We start from the raw sequence: 18,019 nt of genomic DNA on the forward strand, positions 1-18,019 counted from the left end.
GCAGGAGAATGGGTGAAAGCCTGTTCTCCTTTATTTGTGCTACCAAAAGGAATCTGTTTCACGTTATAGTTAAATATAATGTCAGCCTACTTATATTGAAAGGTGATTATTGTAATGGAAGCAAACGATCAAACACAAAACATACCAGCCATCTCCTTCAGATCAGTCAGAAAAAGCTATAAACAAGATGGACAAACCTATGATGTGCTGCAGGATGTCACCGGAGACATTCAACAGGGCGCAATCGTAGCCGTTTTAGGTCCTTCCGGCTCAGGCAAAAGCACCCTCCTTTCTATGTGTAATTTAATGAGAACGCCTGACAGCGGCGAAGTCAACATATACGGAAAGGAAGTCAGAGAATGGAATGTCAATGAGCTGAGGCGAACGGCAGCCCTCGCGTTTCAATCGGCTCCCGTGCTCGACGGGACAGTGCGTGACAATTTAAGTCTTGTACAAAGGCTGCATCAATCCCAGCTGTACTCTCCTGAAAAGCTGGCTTCGCTTGCAGGGCTGCCGCCAGAGTTGTTAGACAGAAGCGCCAGAGACTTATCGGGCGGGCAGCGGCAAAGACTGTCACTGGCCAGAACGCTCTCAAATCCTTCCTCCATTCTATTGTTGGACGAAATCACATCGGCCTTGGACCCGGTTTCTGCTCTTGAGATTGAAGAACTGATCAAACGTCAGCATCAAGAGAAAAAATGGACAGTCATGTGGGTCACTCATAATATGGAGCAGGCAAAACGAATAGCCGATACCATTTGGTTTATGGCAGATGGCCGGCTGCTTGAAATCGCTGAAACCGACACATTTTTCTCCGCTCCGCAGCATGAAGCAGCGAAAGAATTTTTGAAGGGAGGCACTCGGTAATGGATTACCTTTCTCTCTCTTTAACGATGATCTTTGTTTTGATCGCCTTGTTTTTATCAAAATCCTTTAAAGCCGGTGTAGAAAAAGACATGATCATCGCCACCATCCGGGCCGCGGTGCAGCTGCTTATCATCGGTTATGTTTTGTCGCTGATTTTTCGCGGAGACCACCCTGTTTTTATCCTGCTGATGGTGCTGTTAATGCTCGCGGTGGCGGCGCAAAATGTCATCAAGCGAAAGAAAAATACTATCGGTTCGTTTTGGAGGGTGTTTGCCGCGTTAGCAATCGTAGAAATTGTGACGCAGGGAATTCTGCTGTCTCTTCATATCATTCCGCTTACGGCACGATATGTCATTCCGATCAGCGGGATGGTCATCGGAAATTCGATGGTGCTCTCAAGTTTGTTTCTAAACCGGCTTAACTCAGAAGTCGGCGTTCGCAAAGAAGAAATTCAATTAATATTGTCACTTGGCGGCACACCGAAGCAATCCATACAGCGCATTCTTACCTCAGCGATGAAAATGAGTATGATCCCGACGCTCGAAAGCCAGAAAACACTGGGTCTTGTCCAGCTTCCCGGCATGATGACTGGCCAGATTCTAGCCGGCGCGGACCCGATTCAGGCAGTACGCTTTCAACTCTTAATCGTGTTTACAACGATGGCCTCAGCCGCGCTGACTTGTGTAATCTTAAGCGTGCTGACATACCCATCATTATTCACCGTTCATCAGCAGCTGAAGCAGAATGAATGACAGACAAAAGCCGCTTTCCGAGGGAAAAGCGGCTTTTTGTACTTGTTATTCCTTTTCTTCATAATACTTGGCCAGCTCAACAATCATCGCACCCATCCGCTCAATCTCTGGCGCAAGCAGTCTCGTAATGCCCTCTTCCCGCAGTGCTTCAGCAGTCACTTTTCCGACAGCAGCTGCGATGGCGCGTTCTTCGAATACCTTCTTCACTTCATTGATATAACCTCGCCCCTTGGCAAAATCAAACAGGGAACGAACCTGAATGGCCGTTGTAAAACAAACGGCATCGACCTCATCGTTCATCAGCTCTCGGCATAACTGCTCCACCGTTTCCTCCTCCGGCGGGATGTGCTGATAAGGCAGAATCGGCAGGACAGACGCGCCTTTTTCTTCAAGAAATGCCATGAGAGCCGGCGCTTTTTCGCCATGAAGCTGCACCATGACTGTTTTTCCTGAAAAGTCGTGAGGCTCCAAGGAACGGATTAAGCCTCTTGTTGTCCCGTCTTCATCCGAAGCTTCCGGTGTGATTCCAAGCTTTTTCAGCGCAGACAGCGTTTTGTATCCCCGGCATGCCGCTTTCGCTTGGCGAATGGCCTGCAGAAACTCATCTTTCAGTCCAATTTTCTCTGCCATATCGACAAGAGTCTCCAACCCGATGCCTGTCGTGAAAATGACCCAGTCAGCTTTTTCTTCCGCAAACGTCCGCAAATCCGGCTCCACCTGCTTCTCTGCTAAGTAAACTGTACCTTGGAGAGGCCGGATGACAGGTATTCCGCCCTGTTTTTCAATGATTGTACTAATTTCTTCCGTTTTTCGTGAGCCACCGATTGCCACGCGTTTTCCAAGTAACCCTTTTCCCATACCCGTTTCCTCTCCTCTTTGCATAGGCTTTTTATGTATATAAGCTTAATAAAGCTATTTTGGCGCAAACCAAGGGAGAAATCAAGATAAACCCAACCTCCTAAAATCCATTGAATACGCCGGAAGCTTGCTGTAAGATAAACAGCAGACACGTCTTGTAACGGAGGATCGACATGGAAACAAAAAAAGAAGAATATGAAACAAAAGGCTACGATACATCGATTGTTTACGAATTCAATGAATATCCGGACGCCCGCAGCGGGCGCTGCGACAACTGTGATTACACACTGTTCAAAAGCTCTGTAAAAGGCGGAAAATTTCTTAGAGAATGCCGGAGATGCGGGATGAAAAAAAATATTTAAACAGAAAACCGAAATCAAATTGATTTCGGTTTTTATGTTTTTACTGCGGGACAGCGGATTTTTTCATAAACGCTTCAATCTCAGCTGCCGCACGCTCCGCTCCGCCAGCTTCTTTTACATCCTTTTGCATATTCTTGACGCGGCTGAGCAGCTCTTGATCACTGGATACAGCCTGAACCGCTTCCTGCAGGCTGGAAACAGTCACTTCCTCTTTCGGCAAATAAACGCCAAGGCCTAATTCATCAACCCGATTTGCAGTGAGCTCTTGCTCATACATTTGCGGAATGACGACAAGCGGCACACCTGCGTTCATCGCTTCCATCGTACTGTTCATCCCGCCATGAGAGATGAACAAATCAGCTTTCTCTAACACCTCAAGCTGAGGCACACTTTGGCGAATGGTAAAGTTAGCAGGAATATCCTCCAAGCTTTCTGGATCAATCGTTTTCCCAACCGACATGATTACTTGCCATGAAGAATCCCGAAATGCCTTGATGCACATCTTGTAAAATTCCGGCCATGTGTTAAACGCCGTACCCAAAGAAATCAGCATAAGCGGGCGATCATCCTTGTCAATCAACAGGCTTTCTTTCTCCTTCCGTTCTCCGAGAGAGGGGCCGACAAAACAGAAACGGTCATCGAACGTCTCATGCTGAATCTGAAAAGACTTCGGCATAAAGACAATATTTAATGCTTCCGGCACAGCTAACTGTTCAAATGAAACAGCCGGCAACTTCTCTTGCTCCAAGTAGGCTTTAAATTCAGCCTCTGCTTCTCTTATTTTTTTCAGCATGTCTTCATTTCCTAACTGAAAGGATTCATTTTGGGCATATGACGAACAGAGCTTAATGACCGGAACATTAAGCTTTTCAGCAAACAATTTACCAGCCAGCGCAACAAAGTCATAGATGATCAGATCAGGCTGATCATCCTTATATAACTCCTCAAGCTGCGGCAGAATGCTGAGTGATTCTTTCAAAAGGCTGAGGGGCGCGTCATTCTTTTCCATCATCTCCCTGATTTGCTTAGGATCAATATTCAAGGATGTATGATAGAGCAATGCTTCTCCACCGGCTTGCTGAACAGCGGGCGCAAACTCCTCAGTCGTCGCGTACGTGACACGGTGCCCTTTCTCACAAAGCTTCTCTACTAAAGCAAGCGTAGGATTGACATGTCCGTACGCCGGGATATTGATCATCGAAATATGGTACTTTTTCATGAATCTCCAGTCTCCTTATCTATTATATTTTCACACGGAAGCTCTTTAATCCGTATATCACACTGTTTTCAATCGGAGTGATACTGACGCACTCCATATGAGGAAAAGCAGAAATCAAAGACGTTAACGCGATATTTGCTTCAAGACGGGCAAGCGGGGCCCCAAGGCAAAAATGGATGCCGTGGCCAAACGCAATATGCGGATTGGGATGGCGGCGGATATCAAACATGTGCGGCCTGTCAAACTTCGCTTCATCACGATTTGCCGATGCCACAAACGCCAAAACCATATCACCTTCTTTAATCAGGTGCCCCCCGATCTCCGTATCCCGCTTGGCAATGCGCCTCAAAACCGGGGCCGGCGCTCTGAAACGCAAGGCTTCCTCCACTGCCTGAGGCATCAGTTCAGGATGGCTGCGCAGTTCCTCGTAAACGCCTGGCGTTTCTAATATGCTGTACATCGCATTTGAAATCAGGTTTGTAGTGGTTTCATTTCCGGCCACCAGCAGCAGCGTGCAAAACGGAATCAGCTCTTCACCGGACAGCTTCTCGCCTGTTTCTTCCGCTTCCACTAAAATAGAAATAATATCCTGTTCCGGTTTGTTTCGCTTTTCTTCTATGATGCCGGCAAAAAACGCGGCCAGTTCTTCCTCACACTTATCTCGTTCTTCCAAAAAGGCTTTTTCAGCTTCTTCACTTTTATCCTTCGGTGTACTGACCAGAAGATCAGACCATGCTTTAAACTGTTCCATATGCGCTGAAGGCACTCCCAGCAGCTCAGATATCACAATAACCGGAAGCGGGTATGAAAAATCGTGAACAAGGTCAAACTCACTGCGCCCCTGACATTTTTGAATCAGTTCATCTGTGATTTCTTGAATTCTCGGTTCCCATTGCTTCATCACGCGCGGAGTAAAGGCTTTGTTCACGACTGAACGGATTTTTGTATGCTTCGGCGGGTCCATGTTAATGATGGAATTTCCAATAGAGCTTGTCTGCTGCGGCATGCAACTGGAAAACAACTCTTTATCCCCAACAACTTTTTTGACATCATCATAAAGAAAAACGCTCCACACTTGGTTTTCTTCATCAAAGGAAACAGGCGCATCCTTTCTCATCGATTCATACCATGGAAACGGATGATACGCATCCTGTTTGTTTTTCCCATTGAGCAGCGCTCGCTGCAAGGCTTGCCGGCGGTTTAACACATTCATGTACGGTCACTCCCCTTGAAAGAATTCAGCAATTAATGTTCCACTTCACCTCCCGCTTTCGAAAAAGAGAGGGACTACCACAAATAATTAAATTGATAACAGCAGGCAGGCGATCACGATGTTCGATGCAGGCATCATATATTCCCCCTCGAATTTCGTTCATCTTACCATAATCTTTCAATTTTTTTCTATTCTGCACTGCTGTTTTGGCTCACAACGTGACCTTAGGCATAAGCACGCAAATCCAATATGGATTCAATTGCACCGCTCCGCTCAAAAAACGTCTCTGTTTTCAACCAAATGCACTAACTCCAAAAATGACTTTCCCATTATGTAAAATAATTTGGTTCTATGATTAAATAGAAGGTAAAAGGTGAAGGAGAGAACAACGTGGCAGCACAGACTGATTACAAAAAACAAGTTGTCGGAATCCTACTTTCACTTGCATTCGTACTCTTTGTGTTCTCTTTTTCTGAGAGACATGAAAAACCGCTTGTTGAGGGAAAAAAACAGGAAAACTGGCATACTGTCGTCGACAAAGCCTCCGTCAAAATTTATGGCAGCCGATTAGTTGAAGAAAACAAATTAAAGCAAAAACTCGGCCATAAACAAGCCGATTCTATTTTGACCCTTCTGAAACTCGCCAACGAAAAACACATTACATTATAAAAAAGAAAGAGCCCACAGGCTCTTTCTTTTTTAGTCAAATATCGTTTTCTTGTCCGGATGGCGCAAAAAGTCAAACAGCATGCTAAGCTGTGAGGGTGTGTTTCGTTTGGGAGAAAGCGGCGGGAGGCTGTCTTCCGGAAAAAAAGCGGCATGATTCGTCTCGATCCCTGTTTCCCCCTGCCCGCCCGTCATGCTGCATGCGATGAAGATTTTATAATAGTGATAAGGCTGAGGGGGATGAGAGTGTTTATGGCTGTCTAGCACGGCCAGCAATCGAGACGGCTCTGTATCGTACCCCGACTCTTCTTTGATTTCCTTGACGACGTTTTCAGCTGGCGATAAACCAATCTCGCAAAATCCACCCGGCAGCGACCACAGCTCATCATGCTTCTCCCGGACAAGCAAAATCTGATTCTCTCGGAATACTGCGCCGCGAACATCCGCTTTCGGTGTCGGATAGCCGCTCTCCCCATTCCATAAATCAGTGATAACTTCAATGTCCGTCTGTGAGTAATCCACCATCATTTCTGCACTGAGCTTCATTAGCTCTTCGTACCTCTCCCTGTCGTACACATCCTTGGAAAAAGCAAGCCCAGCCTGTGCAATCGCTTGAATCCGCTGTGCCCGTTCCAGCCATTTGGTTTGCACTTTTATCACTCTCCCCTTCACATTATTTGTCACTATAAAAAAAGCACGCTTCTTCCCTGATGAAAACGTGCTTTTTTTTAATGCTATTTTTCTAATTTTATCAAATAATCTATATTGTATTTTGCGCTTTCTTCAATTCTATCACTTCCAGTATCTATTAAAAAAGGGTTATACACTAATGTGTAATTTTTCTGTTCCCCTTTGGGTATTACATAACTAACTACTCCTGTCACCTTTTTTCCTGACGCCAGATTCCCCCCCAAAAACATTTTTCCTTTATCCTCCAATGAAATGACTGAGCGAACTGATTTATTTTTCTTGTCTTTCAGATCTAATCCTAATCGGTTGTATTCCATTGAACCTTTTCCAACGTATTCTAGGGTCACTTCTATAATTAACCGCTCTTCATTATCTTTTACTGTTTTTGTTTTATCATAGTCTTTTCCACCCAAATCTCCATATTGGCCCTTCTGTTCACGATCCACTTTATTCACCGTGAAATTAATATCATTTACTTTAATTGTTTCTCCTATTTTATGTATTTGATCATCTTTTTTGGTCTTCGGCTCACCGCCTTTTTTCAATTCCTTATCAAGTTCCTTTTCAAGCTCTTCTTGCGATTTTTTCTCTTTCGGTTTTTCCTTCTCTGACGCATCGCTCGATTGGCTGCACGCAGAAAGCGCTAACCCGATCGTCAAGACAAATAATAGTAATAAGACTTTTTTCATGATTGTTCCCCCATCTAAAGTAATCGATTTCTATTATAATCAGATTTTTCCTTTTCTTAACAGGTAAGAAAGTAACGATTATTTCTATCTCATTCATCACAATCTTACTTCTTCCTAGTATTTGAATATTTTTTACTAGTCCATTAGACCTTTTCATCAAAAAACCCGAGCTGGCTGAAGCCGCTCGGGCGGGAGGTCAATCTCGCTTATTCATTCCCCTTTTCTCTCGGGGTTCCTGATGATATTTTTGGTGTTCCGGAGGCTGCGTCGTGCGTTCCAGCTCCTTTGTATCTTGTCCCATTCCTTTTAAAAAGGAAAAGAGCAGTGTAATTGATTTGTTGATTTCCGGGTCTTTTAGCGAGCGGATAATATCAAAATAACCTGTCTTTTCTTCACTGTTTTTCTGCTCTACAGCGCTTGCCACACCCGCATTCACTTTCAAAATGAGAGGCTCCAGCTGCTTCACGTCCAGCATGCCGAGTGTTCCAAACAGAAGAAGCAGATTTTTCAGCGTATTGGCTGTTTCCTCTGTATCTGCCTTTTTCACCAGGATATCAAGAACTTTATCCCCTTGACCAAAAAGGCCGCGGAGCAACGGCAGGACACCGCGCTCGTTCATATGGCCCAGCATATGCAAGGTTTCGAGAATCGCTTCTTTGTGATCAACTAGAGCATCTTCAATTTCCCGCAAATCACGCTTTCGCTGATCCTCTTCTGTTACCTCGATTTTTTGGATTCGTTTAATCGCTTTAGCCATTATGGCCCATCCCCCTTTTCACAGCGTCACCAGGGAAAATATAATCCTTCCGCGCCCATTTCTTATGAACCTGCACACCGATTTGCGGCTGCGGATTGCCGTTGCGGTGGTTGATCTTAGGCAGCGGGCTGATTCCGTCGTGCTTCAAAATTTCCATCTTGGCCGATGTTTCTTTGTAAGCAGGCGTATCGGTATCCTTATCGGCATGGCTGCCTGTTAACAGGTTGATCGCCGCTTCCCCTGAATCGTTCATTGGCAGATATACTTCCTTCCCTTTGACTCGATCAGTAATCAGGCACTTCACTTTGACATTTCCGAAAGGCGATGTGAGTCTGACGAGGGTTCCGTCCTGAATCCCTCGTTCTGCCGCAAGCTCAGGAGAAATTTCTAAGAACACTTCCGGTGTTTTCTCCGAAATCCCTTTTGATTTGTAAGTCAGGTTCCCTTCGTGGAAGTGCTCCAAGAGCCGCCCATTGTTGACATGGATATCATATTCCTCACCGAATTCCTTAGGCTCTGTCCACTGGACAGGGTAGAGAATGGCCTTGCCGTCCGGGAAAGGGAAGCGCTCTGTAAAGAGTAAAGGCGAATCCTTTCCATCAGCGTTTACAGGCCATTGCAGGGAATGATAGCCCTCAAGACGTTTATAGGTGACACCGGCATAAATCGGCGACAGCTTGGCTGCTTCCTCCATAATGTCTGCAGGATGCTCATAGTGCCAACCGGCGCCAAGCTTATTGGCAACCTCCATAATAATCTGCCAATCCAGCTTTGATTCACCCAGCGGTTCAAATACCTGATACAAACGCTGAATCCGGCGTTCTGTGTTTGTAAAGGTTCCTTCTTTTTCAAGGCTTGGGCTCGCAGGAAGAACCACATCAGCAAACTCCGCTGTACGTGAAAGGAAAATGTCCTGCACCACAAAGAAATCAAGCTTTTCATATGCGGCGTGTACATGATTGATGTTGGAATCCACCAAGCCCATTTCTTCACCTTTTACATACATCGCTTTCAGCTGTCCGGAATGTATTTTTTCAATCATTTCGTGGTTGGTCATACCCGGCTTCTTCGGCAGCGGCACGCCCCACGCCTGCTCGTATTTTTGGCGGACTTGTTCGTCCGTCACTTTTTCATAGCCCGGCATTCTGTCAGGCATACTTCCGAAGTCACTTGCTCCCTGCACGTTATTATGACCGCGCAATGGGTAAGAACCTGCTCCCGGTTTTCCGTAGTTTCCTGTCACAAGCAGCAGGTTAGAGATCGCCGTGCTCGTGTCGCTTCCTCCAATGTGCTGTGTCACGCCCATCGCCCACAATGCGCACACACTGTCAGCTTGCCCGATCATCTCTGCCATTTGGATAAGGGTTTCTTGATCAATCCCGGTTTTCTCCTCAGCATATTCAAGTGTGTACGGCGCGATGCTTTTTACATATTCATGCCGTCCGTTCACTCTTTCTCTCAAAAATCGTTCATCGGCCTAGCCGTTTTCTATTAAATATTTGGCGATCGCATTCAGCCAGACGATATCCGATCCGGCACGCGGCTGGACAAATAAATCGGAGCGTTCTGCCATTTCGTGTTTTCTGATATCCGCGACGATCACTTTCTGCCCTCTTAGCTTATGAGCCCGTTTAATGCGAGTGGATAAGACTGGATGCGACTCAGACGTGTTCGAACCGATAATCAAAACAAGGTCCGCTTGCGCGATATCTGTAATTGATCCTGAATCACCGCCATAGCCGACTGTCCGGAACAGGCCGGCAGTCGCAGGAGATTGGCAATAGCGGGAGCAGTTGTCCACATTATTTGTGCCAATGACCCCTCTGGCCAGCTTTTGCATAAGATAGGATTCTTCATTTGTACATTTAGAAGATGTAATAAAAGCGAGAGAATCCGGGCCAAACGCCTCTTTTAATTCAGTGAACTTGCTGGCGATCAGCAATAACGCCTCCTCCCACTCTGCTTCACGGAAATGGTCGCCTTCCCGGATCAGCGGCTTTGTCAGGCGTTCTTCGCTGTTGACGAAATCCCAGCCGAACTTGCCTTTTACACAAGTAGAAATGCCGTTGGCAGGCGCTTCCTCCTGCGGCTCTACTTTCAGAATGTCTCTGCCCTTTGTCCAGACATCAAAGCTGCAGCCGACGCCGCAATACGTGCAGACGGTTTTCGTTTTTTTGATTCGTTCATCACGCATGGCCGATTCCATATCAGAAATGGCGAGAATCGAGCCGTAGCCTGTCTCTACGCCTTTCGTGATCTCGATCATCGGTCGCAGCGTTTCGTTATTGATGCCTGTTAAATATCCGGCTTCCCCTTCCATTCCTTTTTCCATCATCGCGTTGCACGGACAGACCGTTGAACAATGACCGCATGACACACATGACGACTCATTGATCGGCACGTCGTTATCCCAAATGACGCGCGGGCGTTTCCGCTCCCAGTCAATGGTCAGCGTTTCAGTTACCTGAACGTCCTGGCATGCTTCAACACAGCGTCCGCACAATATACATTGATCTGGATCATACCGATAAAACGGATGGGATTCATCCTTATGGTATGGCTTGTGATCAAACGGAATGCTTTGGTGATTGATTTTCATTTCCTTCACCGTATTATGTATTTCGCATCCCCCATTGTTGTAATCGCAAACTGTACAATAAAGCTCATGATTATATAAAATCTTGTCCATCCCGATGACCTGCGCTTTTTTCACGTCAGGTGAGAGCGTATCAATGACATCCCCATCCTTTAATTCAGCGGAGCACGACCTCTTCAGCTCACCATTGATGCTGACGATGCACGTATCACATGTCTCAATCGGCCCTAAGCTTGGATGATAGCAAACTTGCGGCACTTCAATCGAGCTGTTATTCAAAAGCTGCAGCACCGTCTGTTCCTCGGACGCTTCCATTTCAACGCCGTTTATTGTGATTTTTTTCTTGCCAGGCATCTCCATTCCCCTTTCTTGCTTTATATACCGAATTACCTATTTCAGTTCCCTTACAACAACTCAATAAAACATACAAAGCGCACTCACATGTTTCGTTGCAAAAACACGGGGAAACGGAATGGTAGATCAATTAGGAGGGATTAACATGAAAAAGACAATGTCTGCTATTACCGCGGCGGCAGCAGTAACAAGCTGTTTTACCGGCTTTGGGGCTGCGTCCTTTTCAGCACCGGCAAAGGCCGCAGCTCAAACAAACACGCTCTCAGAAAACACGAATCAATCAGCCGCCGAGCTTGTCAAAAACCTCTATAACACCGCCTATAAAGGGGAAATGCCTCAGCAGGCGCAAGGCCTTACCATTAACAAAAGCACAAAAGGGGATGTCCACGCTGCGTTTGGGGAACCGGAAAGACCAGTCGGGGGAGACAATCGCTTTGATTTATATCACTGGAATATGGGACAGCCGGGCTACGGATTTTCCTATCATAAAGACATGACAATTTCAGAAATCCGCTACTTTGGAACCGGTGTGGAACGGCAGCTGAATTTAGGCGGAGTTACGCCGGAAGTACTGCAGAAGCAATTAGGACCAGCAAATCGGGTGTTAACCGTCCCGTTTACCGATGAAATCGATTATGTATATGATACAGGCCACTATGAACTCCATTTTGTAATAGGCACGGATCAGACAGCCGACCATGTAAACCTAAAAGCAAAATAAACACCCTATGCGGCTATTCAGCCGCTTTTTTAGTGGACAAATAAAAGATATATTCCTTACAATACAGGGAGATGAAAAAGAGACGGGGTATCAATTCGCAATGATTCGAAATCGTTGGATATATGCAGTTTTCACCGTACTGATCATTGGGCTGGGGCTTGGATCCAGAGCATTCTCCAGTGTTCTTCCTGATACCCTCAATACTTATCTGGGAGACTCGTTGTGGGCCGCTATGATCTTTACGGGATGCGGATTTCTATTTCGGAAGCTGAAGACAATGATAACGGGCATTATCAGTCTTTCTTTCTGTTTTGTCATTGAATTCAGCCAGCTCTATCATGCCGAATGGATCGACCAGATTAGGGATACTTCTCTTGGCGGGCTTGTACTGGGGTACGGTTTTTTATGGAGCGATATCGAAGCATATACAATCGGAATTGCCGCCTGTGCCGCCATAGAACTGCTGGTTTTGGGAATCAAAAAGCGCCGCTGTATGTGACGCTTTTTTTCATTTGGAAAACAATCCGCACTGAGAAAGAATGGTCTTCGCATCCAAACGCGTGGCCTCGCTTATCGTCATGTGATGTTGATTCATAAATGACTGAACGGCATGATAGCCAACTGCATAACCTGCAAAAGCCGATAAACCAGCAGGCTTAAAGCCTTGATCGTTAGCAATTGGATCACCAAACATATAACGGCTGACTTCCGAAAATCCTTTCACATCCAGCACCTCATTAATCACATCAATGGAATATTGCAAGTCCTCATGATCAAAACGAGTTACCCAAGGGCCCAATCGTTCCGTACCAAACAGCTCTCTGGCGAATGATTCCGCCAATCCTTCAATCACAAGATAATCCCCGACACTTACAGAGCCATGATGAAAATCTATATACGAAAACCGCACATTATGATGAAACTCATGAGCAATAATGGAAGGAATCCTTGGCAGGTTATAACGGTTCGGATCAATCCATACATGAATAAAGCCCGGTATCCCGCCAAACCCGCAGTAGCCTTTTTGCAGCTGAAGTTTATTTGGATCAGCGATATAAAGGCCGAATTTGATCTCCTCTGCATTCACCCGCAGCTGTTCGCGCTCAGCAAAAAATATGCATTGCCGAAGTGCAGACTCAGCTGTCTCTGAAACATGTGATTCTTTCAGTATTTGCAGTGCTTTCTGCCCGCTTTCAGCATCACGGACATCCAAATAGCCCAGCATTTTCGCAGCCATGATCACATCATAGCCGTTTGGCTCCTTCGCTTTCAGCGGAACTTGGATGGCGGTCCACATCTTTTCAAACGGCCTCATCATCGTATACCGAAATTCATCTTCTCTTTTCTGTTCTTTCATTGAAAACAGCTTTTCGTATTGCTCAAAGGTCTTTTCCATGACAAGATTCATCCTGATTCCCTCCTTGTCAAAAACATACGATATGCCGCAGCGTAAGGGTCAACAGCGAAAATTAAGCCATTTTTCACTGTAAAATGATACAAAGCCACCGATAGGTAAGGCATAGGAGGTGGAACCATGGATATCCCTGCTTTATCGGTTGCGATGCATCAAGCATCCCTTGCCCAGAATGTAAATATTGCTTTAACGAAAAAAATGCTGGACACCGCCCAGCAAAATGCCGATCAAACCTTAAAGATGATTCAACATCCGACTCTCGGGCAAACCATTGATGTAAAAGCATAACCTCATACCAGAGGCGGCCAAGAACTCCATCCTCCCGGCCGCCTTTATTGTTCACAAAAAAGCATGCATGTTTTGATTGTTCCTCCATATGATTTTTGTTTGCCATATTAAGGAGGTCATAAATTGAAAAGACTGTTTATGAAGGCTTCATTGGTGTTATTCGCAGTAGTATTTGTTTTTGCCGTCAAAGGTGCACCCGCCAAGGCGGAAACCCATGCCTACGATGGAAAAAGCCCTTATTACAATGATTGTGCGTCCACCGGCTCTACAAAAAAATCCTCAAACTTAGTGAATGCCAGCAATCAAGTCATCGGAGTAGTCGAGCTTAAATTCAGCAGTACATGTAAAACGGCTTGGGCAAAAATCACGATGAATAATACATTGACGTCTGGCTTTGAAGCAAATGCGGAGATTACCCGAAACACGGACGGAAAGAGATATAATTGTGATTCTGCAGGCGGCAATGGAAAAGCGGTGGCCGGCCAAAAGTCTTGCTATACACCGATGGTATATGATTTAGATCCAAGGACTTCTTACGCTTTCGGCAAGTATTCAGGACCAAACTTAAATGTTTGGGCCACCACAGGCTCTTATTAAATAGAAAAAAGGCTGTCCGTACGGACAGCCTTTTTTAATTTATTTCGCTTCTCTTTGTTTTTTAACCTCTTCAAGCTGAGAAACTGTCACCAATTGATAGCCTTGATCGGTGAGCTTTTTTATAATTTCATCGGCCGCATCAGCAGAGGTGCGGTAAATATCGTGAATCAAAATGGTTCTTCCATCTCCCGCCTGATTCATGACACGGTCAACAATTGTTTTTTTGTTACGGTCTTTCCAATCTTCCGGGTCAACATCCCATAACGCAACATCCATTTTCATTTGACTCCGCAGTTCATCATTAATGCCGCCGTATGGGGGTCTTACAAGCGTCGGACGATATCCGCTTATTTTTTCAATGATGTCTTGCGTATCATTGATCTGCTTTAAAGCTTCTTTCACTGAAAGCCTTGTGAGAAGCGGATGGCTCCATGAATGGTTCCCCACCTCATTTCCTTCTTTCAGCATTCTTATTAGCGTTTCCGGATAATATTGAACCCTGCTCCCCAAAACAAAAAACGTGGCATGACCCTTATATTTCTTCAAGGAGTCTAGAATCTGATTTGTTGTCGCAGGATTCGGGCCATCGTCGAAAGTAAGCGCAATGACTTTTTGATTTGGATCAACCGTTTCCTCTTTGGGTAAAGAAATCACTTCATGCTTCGGCTTTTGTTCTTTGATTTTATTTTTATTTTTTGCTTTATCAATATATTGTTCTTTCAGAATGTCTTTCAAAAGACTTTTCTTAATGGCAATCGATTGCTCTCCAAGATAGCCTGCTGCAACCTGATATGTGTCAAAGTAAAGTTCGATATAATCCTCCTTGATGGCAAAGCGGCTGAAATTTTCTACTTTCGGAGCCGTCCCTTCCTTTAACAGCGCATCGTCCGCGGCAATGTCCTTATTCTTTTTCAGCTCGTGATAAGCGATTAACGAAAGCTTATGTATGTAGTCAGCGTCCTCTTTGAAAATATCATCAATGGAAAGAAACGCTTGTTTACTAAAATCATAGTTAAACGTTTTTTTCACGGTTTGCCCGTGTGCCCCGCCGATGTATTTATATTCATTAAATACAATCGCCACTGTCTGTTTGGCATAATGGACAATTTTATAATCAACATTTAATTCGTTGCGTTTTGTCGTATGCTCTTGGTCAACGTCTTTTGTTTCCTTTTGAAATTGACGAACCTCTTTTTCTGCGAATCTTTTTAATGCCGAATCCATTTTTTCATTTTTGAAAACGGGATAGTTAACCGCGTAATTAAAAGTTTTCCCGTCATGCACAAGCGTTGCGATCTCAACATTCCCATATTGAGAATCAGTTCTTACTTTATTCATGACCGTTTCTTTTTTCAATGAATGATTATGGAAAAAGCCGATAAGGCCCACCACACATACAACTGCTATTAATACATGAAACCATTTGATTCTTTTTGCCAACAACAAAAACTCCTTCTTTCGTAGCCATTTCGATTTACTCTTCATCAGTTGAAACTGTATCTATTTAGAAATGTTTTTGTAACATTGTAGTAACATTTATTTCACATTTGTAATACTATGAGATTTAGAAGTTCATGTCAATCCTTTTTAAGGAATTTCATCATAAAAAAAACCGAGTTTCATGAATGTACATACACCCAACTTAAGCATCAAGAATATGGTAAAAGGAATAAAAAAAGCTAGGGAGGTTTTCCTCTTGGATTATCCTTTGAATGAACAGCCATTTGAACAAATTACCCCTTATGATGAAAGACAGCCTTATTATTATCCGCGTCCGAGACGGCCATTTTATCCGCCTTATTATTATCCGTTCTACCCGTTTTATCCGCGCCCGCCTTATTACTACCCGCGCCCGCGCCCGCCTTACTACCCTTGGTACGGTTACGGCGGCGGTTATGGCGGAGGATATGGCGGAGGTTACGGTTACTAGTCGCCGCATATCAAAATGGGGGCAGTCCAGCTCCCCATTTTTTTATTTTAAAAATGACAATATCATGACAAATATAGGAAATAATTGTGATTCCGTATCCCTCTTGTTACGATAACAAAAGCATGCAGTTTTATGGGGAGGCGTCTATTTTTGGAGAATACAAGAGATTCTGCAGCCATATCTGAAACAAAATACATAAAAGCTTCGCACCGGGTAACCATTTACGATTTTATCAAACTTGCAAAGCCCGGCATTATCATATCAAACTCGATAGCAGCCTTCGGCGGGTTTTGGATCGCGTTTGCAAGCGCAGAAAAAACGTTAACCGGCTTGGCTTTTTTGATGACAATGGTAACAGCAATGTTGGGAACCGCGTTTGTGATGGCTTCCGGCACTGTCTATAACAACTATTTTGATCGGCATATGGACGCAAAAATGGCACGCACTCGCAGCAGGGCCTCGGTCACAGGGAAAATGCCGCCAGCCATGATCTTAACATATGGCTCTGTTTTAGGGATCGCAGGCCTTGCCATGCTTTATTCCCTCAATCCATTAACGGCCTATCTCGGACTGGCCGCCTTTATTTTTTATGCGATCATCTATACGGTATGGGTGAAACGAACGTCTGTGTGGAGCACATTTGTCGGGAGCTTCCCAGGAGCTGCGCCGCCATTGATGGGGTATTGTGCCGTAACCGGTGACTTCAGTATGACAGCAGTGCTGTTGTACACGATTATGTTTCTGTGGCAGCCGCCGCATTTTTGGGCGATTGGGATAAGACGCAAAGAGGAATATCGCGCTGCTGGCGTTCCGCTCTTGCCAGTAGTCAAAGGCAATCATGTAACAAAAATAAAAATGATGCAATATATTGCCGTCCTGGTGCCGGTCACGCTATTATTTCCTTTCTCTCTAGGCACCGGCCATATAAGCCCATTTTATTTCTTAGCCGCCTTGGTTCTCGGAGGCATATGGATCAAAAAAAGCATCAAAGGATTCAAAACAGACGATGACGTGAAGTGGGCAAAGGATATGTTTGTCTACTCGCTTATTTATTTTTGCTTGCTGTTCTTCATCATGATGATCGATTCATTTATGATGTTTCTGATCAGATGATGCAAAAAGAGCCACACATTAATGTGACTCTTTTTTGTTTGGAAAAACAGCATCTAATAGAAATGTCATGGCAAAAAACACAGCCATGCAAATCAAAAATCGTATAATCTCACTCAAAATCCAGCTATCAGCTATGCGCATACCATCGCTTTCTCGATAGAATGACTTAAAGGCAATGAGATAAGTCATCAAGATATAAAATATGTCGCATCGTTGCATGTTTTGATTGAAAGAAATCATTGTTTTTTTGCCAGCCAATTGTAAAGCTCAGGCAAACAGATGAAAAGCGTTTCTGTGAAAAAGCAGATCTAATCGAATGCTTCTATACTCTCTCCACAAATAAAAAATGCTAAGAAATACATTTGTTTCTCTAATCTATAAACCCGCACTCTTTTTCCATCATCAGGTATTATAAGCCAAAAACAAACAAAAAAATAGACTTGCGTTTGAGTTGTATGAAAGTGAAAGTGAAATTGCAAGAATAACCCATACGGTGGTAATATATTGTTTGATTTTCCCATATTCATAGATTTGGAGGTCATACAAAAGTGAAGGGAATATTTTTAGTTGTTCAGCTTGGATTTTCTATTATGGTATTTCTGTTTTTAGCTGCTGTTAATTGGTATCAAGGAAGCGAGCTTGTTTCAGATCGATTTGATTGGAACTATACTGCTAAACTCTCAAAACTGCTAAATGGAATTGATGCCGTCAGCAGCCCCAAACAAATTTCACAGCTTGATTTTTTCATCTACTCCGCTAAATACTACCCTGTTATGAGTGCGTTAATGATCATCTCCTTCTTATATGTTCTGGCCGCTCTTTTTTTACTTATATACTCAGTCAAATGCAATAAGCAAGAGATTCATTTGGACTGCTGACCCGGTGAAATTCGTTTTTATAGCCCCTTAACTCTTCAAGATGTTTCTGTGTTTA

At 44.4% G+C, this 18,019-nt stretch carries 19 protein-coding genes and 1 pseudogene; 11 read left to right on the forward strand and 9 right to left on the reverse strand.

Translation table 11 applies throughout. The features are described 5' to 3' along the window. The first annotated feature begins 114 nt into the window (after positions 1-114). Together PUN35_RS07990 and PUN35_RS07995 are read left to right on the forward strand one after the other, a co-directional pair. The gene (locus PUN35_RS07990) at positions 115-867 is read left to right on the forward strand and encodes an ABC transporter ATP-binding protein (RefSeq protein ID WP_003232774.1); all 753 of its coding nucleotides are present in this window, start codon (positions 115-117) and stop codon (positions 865-867) included. Further along, positions 867-1,619 carry an ABC transporter permease gene (locus PUN35_RS07995; protein WP_003232776.1) on the forward strand — a complete coding sequence of 251 codons (753 nt, stop codon included), beginning with the start codon at positions 867-869 and terminating at the stop codon, positions 1,617-1,619. Before PUN35_RS07990 ends, PUN35_RS07995 begins: the two co-directional genes overlap by 1 nt. A 45-nt stretch (positions 1,620-1,664) precedes the next feature. Here the strand turns inward: PUN35_RS07995 and PUN35_RS08000 are convergent, their stop codons facing one another. Next, positions 1,665-2,477 carry a uroporphyrinogen-III synthase gene (locus PUN35_RS08000; protein WP_014479529.1) on the reverse strand — a complete coding sequence of 271 codons (813 nt, stop codon included), beginning with the start codon at positions 2,475-2,477 and terminating at the stop codon, positions 1,665-1,667. Positions 2,478-2,650: 173 nt separating this feature from the next. Between PUN35_RS08000 and PUN35_RS08005 the strand changes: the two genes are divergently transcribed. Next, positions 2,651-2,839: a DUF8096 family protein gene (locus PUN35_RS08005; RefSeq protein WP_003232781.1), complete on the forward strand. Its 189-nt coding sequence runs from the start codon at positions 2,651-2,653 to the stop codon at positions 2,837-2,839. A 40-nt stretch (positions 2,840-2,879) separates the two neighbouring features. Here PUN35_RS08005 and PUN35_RS08010 read toward each other — a convergent pair whose 3' ends face one another. After that, positions 2,880-4,058 carry a glycosyltransferase gene (locus PUN35_RS08010; protein ID WP_014479528.1) on the reverse strand — a complete coding sequence of 393 codons (1,179 nt, stop codon included), beginning with the start codon at positions 4,056-4,058 and terminating at the stop codon, positions 2,880-2,882. Between the two features lie 22 nt (positions 4,059-4,080). Then, complete coding sequence (gene yjiB / locus PUN35_RS08015; RefSeq protein ID WP_014479527.1) at positions 4,081-5,271, reverse strand: monooxygenase YjiB; 1,191 nt, start codon at positions 5,269-5,271, stop codon at positions 4,081-4,083. A gap of 390 nt (positions 5,272-5,661) precedes the next feature. Between yjiB and PUN35_RS08020 the strand changes: the two genes are divergently transcribed. Continuing rightward, positions 5,662-5,940, forward strand: a complete 279-nt coding sequence (locus PUN35_RS08020; protein WP_003232791.1) for a hypothetical protein — start codon at positions 5,662-5,664, stop codon at positions 5,938-5,940. Positions 5,941-5,970: 30 nt separating this feature from the next. Here the strand turns inward: PUN35_RS08020 and PUN35_RS08025 are convergent, their stop codons facing one another. From PUN35_RS08025 to fdhF, 4 genes and pseudogenes are all read right to left on the reverse strand, one after another. Continuing rightward, entirely contained in the window at positions 5,971-6,597 is a 627-nt protein-coding gene (locus PUN35_RS08025; protein WP_072592527.1) for an NUDIX hydrolase, read from the reverse strand. A gap of 74 nt (positions 6,598-6,671) precedes the next feature. Further along, complete coding sequence (locus PUN35_RS08030) at positions 6,672-7,316, reverse strand: DUF4352 domain-containing protein (protein WP_014479525.1); 645 nt, start codon at positions 7,314-7,316, stop codon at positions 6,672-6,674. 196 nt (positions 7,317-7,512) lie between these two features. Continuing rightward, positions 7,513-8,073, reverse strand: coding sequence for a helical membrane plugin domain-containing protein (locus PUN35_RS08035; protein ID WP_014479524.1), 561 nt, complete (start codon positions 8,071-8,073; stop codon positions 7,513-7,515). Then, positions 8,066-11,023: pseudogene (gene fdhF / locus PUN35_RS08040) on the reverse strand (formate dehydrogenase subunit alpha). Before fdhF ends, PUN35_RS08035 begins: the two are co-directional and overlap by 8 nt. A gap of 145 nt (positions 11,024-11,168) precedes the next feature. Here fdhF and PUN35_RS08045 point away from each other — a divergent pair. After that, positions 11,169-11,744, forward strand: a complete 576-nt coding sequence (locus tag PUN35_RS08045) for a YjgB family protein (RefSeq protein WP_014479521.1) — start codon at positions 11,169-11,171, stop codon at positions 11,742-11,744. A 100-nt stretch (positions 11,745-11,844) separates the two neighbouring features. Continuing rightward, complete coding sequence (locus PUN35_RS08050; protein ID WP_033881521.1) at positions 11,845-12,243, forward strand: ribosomal maturation YjgA family protein; 399 nt, start codon at positions 11,845-11,847, stop codon at positions 12,241-12,243. A gap of 9 nt (positions 12,244-12,252) precedes the next feature. Here the strand turns inward: PUN35_RS08050 and PUN35_RS08055 are convergent, their stop codons facing one another. After that, positions 12,253-13,152, reverse strand: a complete 900-nt coding sequence (locus PUN35_RS08055) for a DUF2268 domain-containing putative Zn-dependent protease (protein WP_014479519.1) — start codon at positions 13,150-13,152, stop codon at positions 12,253-12,255. A gap of 126 nt (positions 13,153-13,278) precedes the next feature. Here PUN35_RS08055 and PUN35_RS08060 point away from each other — a divergent pair, with 126 nt between their 5' ends. After that, the gene (locus PUN35_RS08060; protein ID WP_014476499.1) at positions 13,279-13,446 is read left to right on the forward strand and encodes a YjfB family protein; all 168 of its coding nucleotides are present in this window, start codon (positions 13,279-13,281) and stop codon (positions 13,444-13,446) included. A 123-nt stretch (positions 13,447-13,569) separates the two neighbouring features. Continuing rightward, entirely contained in the window at positions 13,570-14,043 is a 474-nt protein-coding gene (locus PUN35_RS08065; RefSeq protein ID WP_014479517.1) for a YjfA family protein, read from the forward strand. Positions 14,044-14,082: 39 nt separating this feature from the next. Here the strand turns inward: PUN35_RS08065 and pdaC are convergent, their stop codons facing one another. Further along, on the reverse strand, positions 14,083-15,486 hold the full coding sequence (gene pdaC, locus PUN35_RS08070) for a peptidoglycan-N-acetylmuramic acid deacetylase PdaC (RefSeq protein WP_014479516.1): 1,404 nt from the start codon (positions 15,484-15,486) through the stop codon (positions 14,083-14,085). A gap of 253 nt (positions 15,487-15,739) precedes the next feature. Here pdaC and cotT point away from each other — a divergent pair, with 253 nt between their 5' ends. From cotT to PUN35_RS08085, 3 genes are all read left to right on the forward strand, one after another. Beyond that, a complete protein-coding gene (gene cotT, locus PUN35_RS08075) occupies positions 15,740-15,973 on the forward strand; it encodes a spore coat protein CotT (protein ID WP_014479515.1) in 234 nt (77 codons plus the stop codon). 132 nt (positions 15,974-16,105) lie between these two features. After that, positions 16,106-17,086, forward strand: a complete 981-nt coding sequence (gene cyoE, locus PUN35_RS08080) for a heme o synthase (protein ID WP_031600393.1) — start codon at positions 16,106-16,108, stop codon at positions 17,084-17,086. A gap of 548 nt (positions 17,087-17,634) precedes the next feature. Next, positions 17,635-17,964: a YjdJ family protein gene (locus PUN35_RS08085; RefSeq protein WP_014479512.1), complete on the forward strand. Its 330-nt coding sequence runs from the start codon at positions 17,635-17,637 to the stop codon at positions 17,962-17,964. The last annotated feature ends 55 nt before the right edge of the window (positions 17,965-18,019 follow it).

Origin of the sequence: Bacillus sp. N3378-2at (genome assembly GCF_033412715.1) — a bacterium.
GTDB lineage: Bacteria > Bacillota > Bacilli > Bacillales > Bacillaceae > Bacillus > Bacillus subtilis.

Coding starts and splice junctions, on each gene's coding strand:
- PUN35_RS08035 (WP_014479524.1), bottom strand. CDS start 8,073: ATGGCTAAAGCGATTAAACGAATCCAAAAAATCGAGGTAACAGAAGAG.
- PUN35_RS08060 (WP_014476499.1), top strand. CDS start 13,279: ATGGATATCCCTGCTTTATCGGTTGCGATGCATCAAGCATCCCTTGCC.
- yjiB (WP_014479527.1), bottom strand. CDS start 5,271: ATGAATGTGTTAAACCGCCGGCAAGCCTTGCAGCGAGCGCTGCTCAAT.
- PUN35_RS07995 (WP_003232776.1), top strand. CDS start 867: ATGGATTACCTTTCTCTCTCTTTAACGATGATCTTTGTTTTGATCGCC.
- PUN35_RS08005 (WP_003232781.1), top strand. CDS start 2,651: ATGGAAACAAAAAAAGAAGAATATGAAACAAAAGGCTACGATACATCG.
- PUN35_RS08055 (WP_014479519.1), bottom strand. CDS start 13,152: ATGAATCTTGTCATGGAAAAGACCTTTGAGCAATACGAAAAGCTGTTT.
- PUN35_RS07990 (WP_003232774.1), top strand. CDS start 115: ATGGAAGCAAACGATCAAACACAAAACATACCAGCCATCTCCTTCAGA.
- PUN35_RS08000 (WP_014479529.1), bottom strand. CDS start 2,477: ATGGGAAAAGGGTTACTTGGAAAACGCGTGGCAATCGGTGGCTCACGA.
- PUN35_RS08030 (WP_014479525.1), bottom strand. CDS start 7,316: ATGAAAAAAGTCTTATTACTATTATTTGTCTTGACGATCGGGTTAGCG.
- cyoE (WP_031600393.1), top strand. CDS start 16,106: ATGGGGAGGCGTCTATTTTTGGAGAATACAAGAGATTCTGCAGCCATA.
- PUN35_RS08010 (WP_014479528.1), bottom strand. CDS start 4,058: ATGAAAAAGTACCATATTTCGATGATCAATATCCCGGCGTACGGACAT.
- PUN35_RS08050 (WP_033881521.1), top strand. CDS start 11,845: ATGATTCGAAATCGTTGGATATATGCAGTTTTCACCGTACTGATCATT.
- PUN35_RS08045 (WP_014479521.1), top strand. CDS start 11,169: ATGAAAAAGACAATGTCTGCTATTACCGCGGCGGCAGCAGTAACAAGC.